Here is a 12,581-nt window from a genome sequence, read left to right as displayed (position 1 = left end):
AGCGAAACTTCCATCATTGGCGCTTTTCCAATGATGGTTAGTTGAGCCAATCGGGCATTTACAGGCTGTTGACCCACCACATTTCTTTTTCATTACATTTGCCGCCGCTTCCCTTACAGCCGGTTAATGCGGGGTAAAGCAAACTTCCATCATTGGCGCTTTTCCAATGATTACTATTAGGCGGAACACAGGTTAAAACCGCCACACCCTGCGCGCCGCCCTCTCTTATCTTTTATGCATGAGATGGTAAGTCTTACACCTGAAAAATTTCAAGAGTGTCAAATAATCCAAGCCACGAACCTCGGAAGTTGGGATAATCAGGAGAATGATGTATTTTTAATAACGCTTTCCCATACCCTTTCTTTTCGATTGAAGGTAATAAAGGCATCTGGCTCCTTAATATCTCTATCTGAAAAGTCATCATGCATTTCATCCATGTTTAAATAATCCCCTACAACCCATGCCGGTATCTCAATCTTTGTTCTTGTATACTTAACATGCCGAAAGGAAAAAACGAGCCCCTCTGCCAGAATATGAGCCAAGGAAGCAATGATTTCTGCCGGAATCGCCGTCAGCTCTCTTTTCTTTCTGATTCCAAGCCAAGTCCTCTCTACTTTTAAAAGCTCCAGCTTTAGCGGAATCAGGCTTCCTAACATCATATAATATGTCGAAAGAGAACGAAAATAAATTTTATTGAACCAGCCATCATCCTGGGCAAGGTACACAAATTGATTATTCAATTTACGGAAAAATGGAGGATCCAGATGAGTTTTTGCATGCCCTAAATATAATAGTTCCGCTATTTCCCTTCCATCCAATTCATCCAACCCTTCTCTTTCTTCAAAATCGATCCAACAGAAATCTCCATATGCCCGGACATTTTCTTTAACGAGCTTCGCAATATCTTCAGATGAAGCACTCTCTAGCAGGACATTCAAATTGTATTCCCCGCCATTGAATTCATGTTTCAATAATAAGATGGAATCCAACGTATATGGCAGCGAATAGACGAATTCACGAAAATTGAGTCCATTAAAAAGGACAAACCGTTCAGAAGCCTGCATATACATATATAAGATATCATTGCTATCATTCTTCATAACCTGACCCCCTCCGAGCTCTTAATCAATAATATTATTTTACCAAACTTTTGGGTTTTCACGTAAGTTATATAACCCCCAATATTAATCATCATCAGCACCATGTGAATAATGCGAAACATGTACTCCATATTAACCCAAATGTTAAGGGACACACTCGACTAGCTCAAAGTATCCATATTATAGTAAGAATGAAGGATTGGAGGATTAAATCATGGATAAAATTGAAAAAGGTTTTATCATTAATTCTTTTCATGGAGCCGTTTCCGTCTATGCTGATGCAACTAAAAAAATAGGTCTGTGGCAATCAGAGAAATATGCATTCGAAAAATATTTAAATCAGGAAGATGCAATCCTTGATATCGGTTGCGGTACAGGAAGGACCACCTTCGCACTATATAAAAAAGGATTTCAAAATCTAACGGGAATCGACCTGACTCCTGCCATGCTTTATGAAGCCGAAAAAATAGCCCATGAATATAACCTGGACATACCCTTTATCCTTGGCGATGCAACCGACCTCCCTTTCAACGACTCATCATTCGATAAAGCAATCTTCGCTTTTAATGGTTTAATGCAAATTCCCCAGCGAAAAAACCGCACATTGGCTTTAAAAGAAATCAACCGTATTTTAAAACCTGAAGGGCTCTTCATTTTCACAACACATGACCGTGATAAAAACGAAAATTACCTGAACTTCTGGGAGCAAGAGGAAATGATTTGGTGTGTTGGTAAACAAGATGAGAGGCTTTATGAATTCGGGGATATTTTCACATCCGGAAAGACGCTTCAAGAAGATACTTACCTACATATCCCAACTAAACTTGAAGTACTTGAATGCCTGGAAGAAGCACGGTTCAAAGTTATCGAAAGCTTTTATCGAAGTGAATTATTCCATGAAAATGATGATGTCATCGCTTTCTCTTCCGATTGCCGCTTCTGGATCGTCCAAAAGTAAGGAAGCGCATTTTAATTCAAAAAAAATCCAGAGTGACATTTCACTCTGGATTTTTTGTATTAAGAAACTTGTTCTAATTCTTTTTTGGAAGGCGGGTTGAATTGACCTTCCCATTTAGAGATAACGATTGCCGCAAGTGAATTACCGATAACGTTTACTACTGTACGTCCCATATCAAGAATACGGTCAATACCGGCAATGAATGCTAGACCTTCAATAGGAATACCGACAGTTCCCAATGTCGCTAAAAGAACTACGAAAGATACACCTGGTACACCCGCAATCCCTTTGGATGTGATCATTAACACTAGCATTAGCGTAATTTGCTCATACATGCTTAAATCGATTCCGTACATTTGAGCGATGAAGATAGCTGCTAACGCTTGGTATAATGTAGAACCATCAAGGTTAAAAGAATATCCAGTCGGAATAACAAATGTAGCAATATGTTTCGGACATCCCGCTTTTTCCATTTTTTCCATGATCTTAGGAAGAACCGCTTCTGAACTTGCAGTAGAGAAAGCAAGAATCAATTCTTCTTTTAGAAGTTTAATCAACGTAAAGATATTGAATCCGACAAATTTCGCAATAAGACCAAGAATGACTATTACAAAGAAAATCATTGTTCCGTAAACAGAAAGCGCTAACTTTCCTAACGGAATTAAAGATTCCAAACCGAATTTGGAGATCGTCACACCGATTAGTGCAAATACACCGATAGGAGCGAATTTCATGACCATGTTAGTTAGGTAGAACATTCCTTCAGCTACACCTTGGAAGAAACGGAATACTGGTTTACCCTTTTCACCGATGGCCGCAATACTAAGTCCAAACAACACGGAGAAGAAAATGATCGCTAGCATATCGCCTTCTACCATGGCTTTAACTGGATTGGATGGCACAATGTGAACGATTGTATCTACGAACGATTCATGCTGCTTAGTTTCTGCTGTATCAACATAGGTAGAAATATCAGTTTGTTCTAGCTTGTCCATATTTACACCAACACCAGGCTGGATGATATTCGCTGAAATTAAACCAACAGCAATCGCTATCATAGTTACTACAACAAAGTATGATATTGATTTAGCTCCAAGTTTACCTACTGATTTTAAATCGCCTACACCTGCAACTGCAACGATAAGACTTGACACAATGATTGGTACTACAATCATTTTAATCATTCGTAGGAAAATGTCTCCGAATGGCTGTAAAAAGTTTTGGGCCGTCTCACTACCATAAAAAATGGCACCAACGATAATCCCTAAAATTAAACCAATGAAAATTTGGCTAGCTAAACTTAATTTGAATTTCTTCATTTACTTTCCTCACCTTCCATAAAGTCTTTGATGCAAAAACATTTTTGTCTCGGTAAGGGAAACAAGATACTAATAAAAGAAAGTAATTTTTCTTTTTTTGAAAAACTCTGTCTTTACGCCGAAAAAAAAGACACTTCATGTGTCGATTTCTTATTGGCGTGAATATTCACACATGTTCCCTTAAAGACGCTGACGAGGTTAGCTGTCGGGTTAGGAATTGGAAACACAAATGCCCTTTCATTTCTGAATTCACCCCTAGCGGATAAAATCCACAAAAATGGGTCCCCCGTTCTTGGAATAAGATTAAGCGAGTTAACTTATAATAAAATATTATACTAAAAATGATAATCTGTAAATATTTATTCGCATTAGTTCTAGAAAAAATCTTTAAATATATCTGAATATTCTGTATTAGAGACTATTGTATCTATAATTACTCTTCCCGATTTTTAATAATATAAGTTATATTGATATATAATTAATCACTAATTTGACATCACCTCTCTTGATGAAAGAAGCGGTTATTTTTCCAATACGCCAAGTAACAGATATCTTACTTTTTCCCTAGAGGTGAATTTTTTATAAGTTGCTGCCTTCACTTTTCCAAATTGGATTGGGGTAATGAAATAAGAATGGTTCTTCGACACATCCGGCTCCATTAGAATGACGTCACCTACCGACGGTCCGTTTATGATTTCTTGCTTCCCTTCAGCCTTAAGCCCTTTTGTAATGTAATGTTTATCCACATAGCCATTTTTAGTCAATTTGTAAATATAAGGCTGTTTATGGTTTTTTATGGCTTCTATAGGAATGGAGGGTACACCGGCTTTCTCATTGGTTATTACAGTAAGATTCACTTTGGATCCCACCAACAAAGCTTCCGTTTCTTCACCTTCCGGTTCGATTAGTGCCTGAAATGGAAATCTGTTATCCTTTTTTAATGACGGCTCTTCAGCGGGATAGGAATGGATGCGACCTATCGTCCCTTTCAATGCCTTTTTTGAATCAGAGGAACTTGCTTTTATAGTCATGCCCACTTCAGCCTTTTTCATTTCCTCTTCAGAGAAATCCCCTTCAATTGCCATATTTGTTGAAACGATGGATATAATGGGATTATTCAGGTTTTTATTGATATTTTTAACTACACCATCAGCCTCACTCGTTGACACGATCGCACTGGACTGCTCCTCAATTGAAGTTATTTTAGCTTCAAGCATTTTCACTTTTTCATTCAAGCTGTTTTTTTCCAGTTCCTGCTTGTACATTTCTTGCTCAATGTTACTTTTAATAAGATCTGAGGAACTTGTTGTTATATCAATTTTCAAGTTTTTTTCCACAGATTCATCAATGGCTGCTTTTTCAGGATTACTGGTCATGGTCCCTTGATAGGACCTCAACTTCCCTATGTATTCCTCAATACCTGCAATTTCTCCCTCAGATGCCGTTTTCTCCGCTTCCAAGTTCGCTTTAAGAGCATCAAGTTCGGTCGTCGTATACTCAAACAACGAGGAGCCAGCCGTAATCTCATCGCCTTCTTTAACAAGGAATTTCTTAAAATCATTTTTCTTGGTGTCAAAATAGATATCATACTCTTCTACAGGTTTAATTACCCCATTTGTTTGAATAGTATCCGTAATTGTATCTTTTTTTACCTTAGTCCAGTTTTCAACGAAAACAGTTCGTTCCACTTTGCTTTCTTTTTTTTCAATAAGGTATAAGTTAACGGTTATTAAGACTATCGACGCAATGGAGACCGCTGCAATTTTCCATTTCCCGCTCATTCATTTCACCCGCCTTATACAAATACGCCTACTTGGATGTATGCTAAAAAGGCTTTAACAAACCATGTGGCCAGATAGAATAGAACAATCATTAAAAGGACCAAATAACTATTTCGTTCTGAAAACTCCTTTAAATAAAAATATTGCAGAGCAATAATAAGAAATTGAAAAATGGTGATTCCGCTGAAAAAGTGAATGAAATAATCATTTCTGAGAAAATACTGACTGATGATCCCCAATGAAAATGGATTGGCATCGCTGCCTATATCCATTAATACGAATAGAGGAATCAGTAATGTTTTTTCCACTAATTGCAAAACAAAAAGAATCATTTGAACGATGACTAATTTTATATATGGGATATCAGTAACGATCCAAAAGAATAGAGCTGATAAAAATATATATATGGAAGGGTCGATTATGCCTGTTATTATGTTGCCGCTCATAATCAGCAGCTTTGCTGCTTCGAATTCACCGGCACTCATTTTCGTGATTTCTTTGGAGAATGATTCTGAACCAATGCCAAAATATCCCCCAATGGCGAATACTATAAGACTAAGAAAATATAAAAATAGTAATTTCAATCCAAGCTTTGTGACTGCCTCTGCATTTTGAAGCTGATAACGACTCCGATGAGGCTCTAAAATGCCCTTTAACAATCTGACCTGGTACACCATATGTGGTCCTCCTGCAAAAATTGATATATCTTCATATATTTTATCTTATTTTGGAAACAATTGCAGAAATAAGAAATGAATATACAAAAAAAACACATAATCATTCCCATTCATATTTAATCCCACCATACTAATTTGGAGTTAATACTGACAAATGTCGGGCAAGGACTTTAATGCGTGCAGGGGTTCGTCTATAGTTCTCTCCATCCATATCCACATCAAGCGGCCTCTTGGTTTCAATGGTCAGGGTATTGGCATTTAAATAAGTCACCCCAGAGTCAGAGATCATATTTTGTGTCCATGAACGCTTCATCGCTATTATTTCTAAAAATGTACCAAGGCTTGCATTTTCCAAGATGGCAACACCGAAGAGTCCATCATCTGGACTAATCATGGGAAAGGGCAATAAATTGGTGCCGATAAAACAACCATTCAAAACCAAAATCATAACCGCTTCCCCTTCGATAACATTCCCATCATACTTTAGCTTATAGGAAAAGGGAGCATTCTCGCCAATTGTCCTTATAGCACTTAATAAATATCCTATCTTACCAAACCTGCTTTTTTCCTGCTCATCAATATTGCTTGAAGCATCTGAAATAAGCCCTACTCCCCAAAAATTAGAAAAATAATCGTTGTTGGCCTGCCCAATATCAATTGAACGAACTTTGCCATTCACTAATGCTTCCGCAGCTTGACGAACATTTTGAGGAATCTTTAATGTTCTGGAGAAGTCATTGCAAGTCCCTCCAGGTAAAACCCCAAACAGGGGCCGCCTCGGAAGCGGCGAAAGGCCATTTACACACTCATGTACCGTTCCATCTCCTCCTAATACGAAAACTACATCCATGTCTTCACCATATTCCAAGCAAAAACGGCATGCATCGCCCTTTTCCTTCGTTTGCAGAATGAGAAACTCATCAATATGTGGAGCTATTATCGGAAGACAACCCTCAAGATTCCTTTCGAGTTTATCATTACCGGCATTTTCATTATAAATCAGCATTCCCTTTTTCCATCGCATGATTTTCGCCCCCATATTATTGAAGTCTTCTTCCCATCAATTTTACCTTTTCCTAAACCTCCGCTTTTGAAACTCATTAAGATCAAATGAAAAAAAGAGGCTATACGCCCCTTTCGGTAAAGCTTTCATATACTTGTCAAATAATCCTTCATCATTAAGATAAGCTTTGAAGACAAGGGACTCCTTTTTTCATTTTTTTCCAAAAATAACAAAAGACTTTCCAAGATGATCGGGCTTGGACTAGCTTTTGAAAATTCCTCCTGGATTGCCTTTAAAGCTTCCATATTTTTACGTGTATCCATTCCCTCTTCTTTACGTGTTTCCACTTCCAGCATCCTGACGATGATCGAATGGATTTCTTCTTTTGGGCTCATATCCCGCATTGAGCATCCAGGTAGGGGAAATTGTTTCAATAATGGATCTTCCATGTTCTGCAGGCTTGCGATAATTGAATCCATCCGGTTCAATATGAAGCTAGGTAATAATTCCACATCAAAAGCATTTTGTTTCCTGATCAATATTCCGATATATCCTTTGAAAAGTGAGTCCAAAATTATGGTGCAATCCGGCAAAAGATCAGCTGAAAGTCCCGGGTATAACTCAATGATTTTACGCTTGAACCAAATCAAGCCTTCTTCATGGATATAATGTAAAAATTTATCTAGTTCTTTGCTGATATGAACCATTTGTTCCTGCATCATCATTTGAATCAAATTGGTATTTCCCGTCATATGCTCAATGTGAACTGTGATTTGCCTCATGAACTTGTCTTTACTGGACAATGAAGCATCCAGTTCAAGATCAAGCAATGAGTCCGTCAACGCTTCATAATAAAATTTAAAAATGGAGACCAGTAATTCTTCCTTCGATTTAAAATGATTATAAAAAGATCCCTTTGCTATCCCACACTTTTCAGCAATTTCCTGAACGGAAGTGGCATGATAGCCTTTCTCCGCGAAAAGCTCTACAGACTTATCTATGATCATCTTATTTTTTTCTTTCATCAAATTCATCCTATCTCTTAAATTTATCCTTTGGTGACCGATGGGTCACATCTCCCAAATTGTATCCCAAAACCCTTGAAATCACAACGTTAACACTAGCGATTATTATCTGTTGCAATCATAATCCATATACTATATATTTGAGTCTATGACCGAATAGTCACAATTTTATGTATGGAGGGTACAAGCTTGAATTCAATAATTAAGTTTTCATTAAAGAATAAATTGGCAATCTGGTTGCTTACGATCATCATCGTTGCAGCTGGTTTATACTCAGGTTTAAACATGAAACAAGAAACCATTCCAAGCATCTCGACTCCTTTAATAAGCATCTCCACTGTATATCCTGGAGCTGCACCTGAAGAAGTAGCAGATAAACTTACGGACCAGATTGAGCAGAAAGTAACAAATTTGCCAGGAGTCGAATTAGTCAGTTCTTCGTCCATGGCTAATGCCTCTTCCGTCCAGTTACAATATGATTATGATACGGATATGGACGACGCTGTAAAAGAAGTGAAAGAAGCTTTAGAGAAATTAGAACTGCCTGAGGGAGTGGATGCCCCAAGCGTCTCTAAATTAGAATTAAACGCTTTTCCTGTCGTCGCACTCAGTGTAACAGATAAGGGTTCTGATTTACCAGCTCTTACAAAAAACGTCGAAGAGGTGTTGGTGCCTAAACTGGAAGGGATTGACGGCGTGACATCCGTATCAATTTCCGGACAACAAGTAAATGAAGGCAGCCTTGTATTCGACGAGGAAAAGATGGCTCAATACGGGCTCGATGAAGATACCGTAAAGAAGGTTATCCAGGCCGCAAACGTAAACATGCCGCTTGGCATATATAACTTTGATGATAAAGAAAAAACGATCGTTGTGGATGGAAACATCTCCACATTAAAAGACCTCAAAAATATAAAGATACCTTTAACCGGCGGCTCTCAAACAGGAACGCCGGCACAAACCGGACCGGAAACCAATCAATCAACTCCTGACATGGCAACAGGTCCTGCCCAAATGCAAAATGTCAAATTATCAGACATTGCCGATGTTAAAATCACCGGTAAGGCCGAATCGATTTCAAGAACAAACGGTAGCGAATCGATTGGAATCCAGGTTACAAGATCACCTGATGCTGATACAGTTGCCATCGTAGACGAAGTAAACGAAGAAGCCTCTAATTTCAAAGAAGAGTTTAAAGGCGTAAGTGTACACACTACGCTCGATCAAGCTAAACCGATTAAAGATTCTGTTGAAACCATGATCAGTAAGGCACTCTTCGGCTGTCTGTTTGCCGTCATTGTTATCATGCTGTTCCTTAGGAACTTTAAAACGACTCTCATTTCCGTCATTTCGATTCCATTATCCCTGTTAGCAGCGCTTTTGGTGCTCAAACAAATGGATATTTCATTGAATGTCATGACACTTGGGGCCATGACGGTTGCCATTGGCCGAGTAGTCGATGATTCCATTGTCGTCATTGAAAATATTTATAGAAGAATGGCTTTAAAAGGCGAACAATTAAAAGGCGGCGAATTAATACGATCAGCCACTAAGGAAATGTTCATCCCTATCCTTTCATCGACAATCGTTACTGTAGCCGTATACCTGCCTTTAGCCAGCGTTACAGGACCTGTCGGGGAACTATTCATGCCATTCGCCTTAACAATGGTGTTCGCATTGGTCGCTTCATTAATAATCGCCATCACTCTTGTTCCGGCAATGGCAGACTCTTTGTTTAAAAAGGGACTATCTAAAAAAGAATTAAAATCACATGAAGAAAAACCAAGCAAACTATCAGCATTCTACCGAAAAGCACTGGATTGGTCGTTAAACCATAAGATAATCACTTTCGGTACAGCCATTGTATTATTGGTCGGCAGCTTATTCCTGATCCCAAGCATCGGTGTCAGCTTCATGCCTGCAGATGAAGAAAAAACGATTATCGTCACTTACACTCCCGCACCTGGAGAGTTAAAAGAAGATATTGAAAAGCAAACAGAAAAAGTAGAAAAATACTTCATGGATAAAGACGATGTGAAGACCGTTCAATACACACTTGGTGAAAGCATGATGGGCGGCGGCATGATGGGCGGCTCGAGTAACTCTGCTCTCTTCTATGTACTCTATGATGAAGACACTGAAGATTTCGGGGACAAAAAAGAAACCGTCATAAAAGAATTAACTGAACTTGATTCACCTGGAACATGGAAACAACAAGATTTCACGTCAACATCAAGCAACGAAACCACTCTATTTGTTTACGGAAATACACAAAAAGATATTGAACCGGTAATTGATGATATTCAAAATATCATGAAGAAAAATAAAGATTTAAAAGATGTTGATACAAGTCTTTCCGATGCTTATGAGCAATACACTCTAGTTGCAGACCAAGAAAAGTTAAGTGACTTTGGACTGACAGCTGCACAAATTGGCATGTCCATTGCCAATACAAATAAAGATGATGCTTTAACTACCATTAAGAAAGATGGAGAAGAAGTCAAAGTATATGTCGAGACAAAAGAAACGACATTCGAAGACAAAAAAGATCTTGAGAATACTAAAATTTCTTCTCCAATGGGAATGGAAATCCCATTGAAAGAGCTTGTGAAAATCGAAGAAGGCAAAGCTTCCGATACAATCAGCCGCCGCGATGGAAAAATTTATGCCGACGTGTCTGCAACAATCAAAACGGATGATGTGGCAGCAGTAACAGCAGATGTACAAAAGGAAGTTGATAAATTAGACCTTCCCGCAAGCGTCACTATAGACTATGGCGGAGTGACGGAAGATATCCAGGAATCATTCACTCAACTTGGTATCGCTATGTTAGCGGCCGTTGCTATCGTATACTTTGTCCTTGTCGTTACTTTCCATGGTGGTTTAGCACCAATAGCCATTCTCTTCTCCTTACCATTTACGGTAATCGGGGCATTGGCAGGGCTATTCGTTGCAGGTGAGACCATCAGCGTTTCAGCAATGATGGGTGTACTAATGCTTATTGGTATCGTTGTAACCAATGCCATCGTATTAGTGGACCGTGTTATCAAGAATGAAGAATCCGGGCTATCTACCAGGGAAGCTTTACTCGAGGCAGGTTCTACCCGTCTACGTCCAATCCTGATGACTGCCCTTGCCACAATCGGCGCTTTAATACCTCTGGCAATCGGCGCAGAAGGCAGTGGATTAATATCACAAGGTTTGGGGATTACCGTTATTGGCGGACTTGTGAGTTCTACATTGCTAACACTTGTAATAGTACCGGTAGTATATGAAGTCATAATGAAAATAGGTAAAAAGAAGAAAAAAACAGTTAAGTAAAGAATTAAGAAAGAGGGGATTCCTTATATTAGGAATCCCCTCTTTCTTGATTAAACAATGCACAATATGCTCTTATAAATACAACTTCACAGGCCCCCACGTCCTATTCGTCATTTCATTTCCAAGGAAATTTGTTTGTTTTAAATATATAAACAAAAAAAGGGAAAGAGCTCGCTTTCCCTTTTAATTTCTATGGATTAATGTTTGGTGAAAGTTTGGTCTATCGCATTTGCCAGGTCCAGCGATTTTTCTTTTAGATAACGCTTCGTTACGTTTAAGTCTTTATGACCGGCAAGCTTGGATATCGTTTGTATATCTATTCCATTATCCACTAACCTTTGGCAAAAGGTATGTCGCAGTTTATGTGGATGCACATTGTATTTTTTTAATATATATTGAACTGACCTCGGAGTGATCCTTTGATTATAGCTTGAGATGAATAACGGATCTGCTTTTTCTTTTAAAGAAAGAAGATAATTCTGTATATGCTGTATAGCCGATATTGTAAGGGGAACGGATCTATCGACTTCACCTTTTGCGTTCCTGACAAGTATATAATTTCGTTCTGTTTCCATGATGACGTCGCGGCCATTCAAGTCACATAATTCGGAGACGCGGATTCCTGTATGTAACAAAAGGTAGACGATGGCAATGTTTCTTAGGTTTCCTTCTGCTTCTATATCTCTTAACAGGATCTGCTGCTCATTTATGCTTAAAGTTTCAGGTACCTCAAGCTTGTGCTCCTTAACCTTACGTTCCACAGAAAGCATCACTTGCGGTTTACCTAAAAATTTAAAGAAAACATTTAAGGCGATATAGTGTTTTTCGATAGTCCCTGGGCTTTTCTTGCAATTTTCTAAATAATCAAGATAACCCTGAACATCTTCAGAATGAATCTCCATCAATATCTTTTGTGTCTGGTCACAAAACTGTGAAAGGACACCAGTATACGTTTTGATCGTATTAGCTGATTTGCCTTGGTCTCTCAACCATTCAGCAAACGAAAAAATCATTTCATCTTTAGCAGAGGTATCCATCGGCTATTCCCCCAATGACAGTTTCAGAACTACGTTAAGTTTAACATATATCCCTGTAGAAACGAAGAATTCTGTCCCTTTGTATTAATCAGATATGGATAATGCAGATAGAAGTAAGAATTTATATGCATCCATAGTATGCCCTACCATGTATACTGCATATAACATTGTTTATGGTCCTTTTACTTCTCTGCTTTTTAACAGTTTTAAAATATAAGATACTGAAGGATTGACAACGGCAAAAAAAGACCAGCCGGATGGCGGGTCTTTTGAAATGGCTTGGCGGCGTCCTACTCTCACAGGGGGAAACCCCCAACTACCATCGGCGCTGAAGAGCTTAACTGCCGTGTTCGGAATGGG

Annotated in this window: 9 protein-coding genes, 1 rRNA gene and 1 riboswitch; of the genes, 2 read left to right on the top strand and 8 right to left on the bottom strand. The window is 38.6% G+C overall.

Features of this window, described 5'->3' with window-relative positions; all coding sequences use genetic code 11:
* Nucleotides 1-317 precede the first annotated feature (317 nt).
* Complete coding sequence (locus ACIROD_RS25890) at nucleotides 318-1,100, bottom strand: hypothetical protein (RefSeq protein WP_230178876.1); 783 nt, start codon at nucleotides 1,098-1,100, stop codon at nucleotides 318-320.
* Between the two features lie 214 nt (nucleotides 1,101-1,314).
* Between ACIROD_RS25890 and ACIROD_RS25885 the strand changes: the two genes are divergently transcribed.
* Nucleotides 1,315-2,058, top strand: a complete 744-nt coding sequence (locus ACIROD_RS25885) for a class I SAM-dependent methyltransferase (protein ID WP_402945593.1) — start codon at nucleotides 1,315-1,317, stop codon at nucleotides 2,056-2,058.
* Nucleotides 2,059-2,117: 59 nt separating this feature from the next.
* Here the strand turns inward: ACIROD_RS25885 and ACIROD_RS25880 are convergent, their stop codons facing one another.
* The 5 genes from ACIROD_RS25880 to ACIROD_RS25860 form a co-directional block, all read right to left on the bottom strand.
* Nucleotides 2,118-3,377, bottom strand: coding sequence for a cation:dicarboxylate symporter family transporter (locus ACIROD_RS25880; protein ID WP_094246605.1), 1,260 nt, complete (start codon nucleotides 3,375-3,377; stop codon nucleotides 2,118-2,120).
* 172 nt (nucleotides 3,378-3,549) lie between these two features.
* Nucleotides 3,550-3,697: riboswitch (cyclic di-AMP (ydaO/yuaA leader) on the bottom strand.
* Between the two features lie 201 nt (nucleotides 3,698-3,898).
* Nucleotides 3,899-5,158: an efflux RND transporter periplasmic adaptor subunit gene (locus tag ACIROD_RS25875; RefSeq protein WP_402945590.1), complete on the bottom strand. Its 1,260-nt coding sequence runs from the start codon at nucleotides 5,156-5,158 to the stop codon at nucleotides 3,899-3,901.
* Nucleotides 5,159-5,172: 14 nt separating this feature from the next.
* Nucleotides 5,173-5,835, bottom strand: a complete 663-nt coding sequence (locus ACIROD_RS25870; RefSeq protein ID WP_402945587.1) for a hypothetical protein — start codon at nucleotides 5,833-5,835, stop codon at nucleotides 5,173-5,175.
* Nucleotides 5,836-5,965: 130 nt separating this feature from the next.
* Nucleotides 5,966-6,859: a diacylglycerol/lipid kinase family protein gene (locus ACIROD_RS25865; protein WP_402945584.1), complete on the bottom strand. Its 894-nt coding sequence runs from the start codon at nucleotides 6,857-6,859 to the stop codon at nucleotides 5,966-5,968.
* A 125-nt stretch (nucleotides 6,860-6,984) separates the two neighbouring features.
* Complete coding sequence (locus ACIROD_RS25860; RefSeq protein ID WP_260358044.1) at nucleotides 6,985-7,863, bottom strand: TetR/AcrR family transcriptional regulator; 879 nt, start codon at nucleotides 7,861-7,863, stop codon at nucleotides 6,985-6,987.
* A 189-nt stretch (nucleotides 7,864-8,052) separates the two neighbouring features.
* Here ACIROD_RS25860 and ACIROD_RS25855 point away from each other — a divergent pair, with 189 nt between their 5' ends.
* Nucleotides 8,053-11,184 carry an efflux RND transporter permease subunit gene (locus tag ACIROD_RS25855; RefSeq protein WP_402945579.1) on the top strand — a complete coding sequence of 1,044 codons (3,132 nt, stop codon included), beginning with the start codon at nucleotides 8,053-8,055 and terminating at the stop codon, nucleotides 11,182-11,184.
* 197 nt (nucleotides 11,185-11,381) lie between these two features.
* On the opposite strand, the gene ACIROD_RS25850 is transcribed toward ACIROD_RS25855, so the two are convergent.
* Complete coding sequence (locus ACIROD_RS25850) at nucleotides 11,382-12,221, bottom strand: tyrosine-type recombinase/integrase (RefSeq protein WP_230178864.1); 840 nt, start codon at nucleotides 12,219-12,221, stop codon at nucleotides 11,382-11,384.
* A 277-nt stretch (nucleotides 12,222-12,498) separates the two neighbouring features.
* Nucleotides 12,499-12,581, bottom strand: a 5S ribosomal RNA gene (gene rrf, locus ACIROD_RS25845); the annotation flags it as partial.

The sequence above is a fragment of the Peribacillus sp. NPDC101481 genome (genome assembly GCF_044767165.1).
In the GTDB taxonomy this organism is placed as follows: domain Bacteria; phylum Bacillota; class Bacilli; order Bacillales; family DSM-1321; genus Peribacillus.
This window is presented reverse-complemented; position numbering and strand designations above follow the sequence as displayed.